This is a genomic window from Cupriavidus sp. SIMBA_020 (assembly GCF_046535395.1).
In the GTDB taxonomy this organism is placed as follows: domain Bacteria; phylum Pseudomonadota; class Gammaproteobacteria; order Burkholderiales; family Burkholderiaceae; genus Cupriavidus; species Cupriavidus campinensis.
Window position 1 is genome coordinate 1 of sequence record NZ_JAWRWU010001277.1, and the last position, 249, is coordinate 249.

At 66.3% G+C, this 249-nt stretch carries 1 pseudogene; it reads right to left on the bottom strand.

The annotated features are described in order from the left end of the window. Nucleotides 1–128: 128 nt before the first annotated feature. Nucleotides 129–249, bottom strand: a pseudogene (locus tag SB751_RS33620) (transcriptional regulator); the annotation flags it as partial.

Below are 249 nucleotides of genomic sequence, written 5' to 3' on the forward strand. Positions count from 1 at the left end.
GGTTGTGCCATGGCCACACGCGGTTCAGCAGCGCGGCATGCAGCGCCAACGCCAGCAGCGCGCCGAGCGCGCCGTGGACCAGGATGGTTCTTTCGGGAGCCGACAGGGGAGAGCGGGTTGCCATGGGGTCAGAAGTCCTCGCTGCGCCAGACCTTCAGCACGCGGCCGAAGACCTCGAAATCCATGCCTTCGGTGATGTCCCAGGCGTCGTACTTGGTGTTTTCGGACTTGGCCCGCACCACCAGCCCG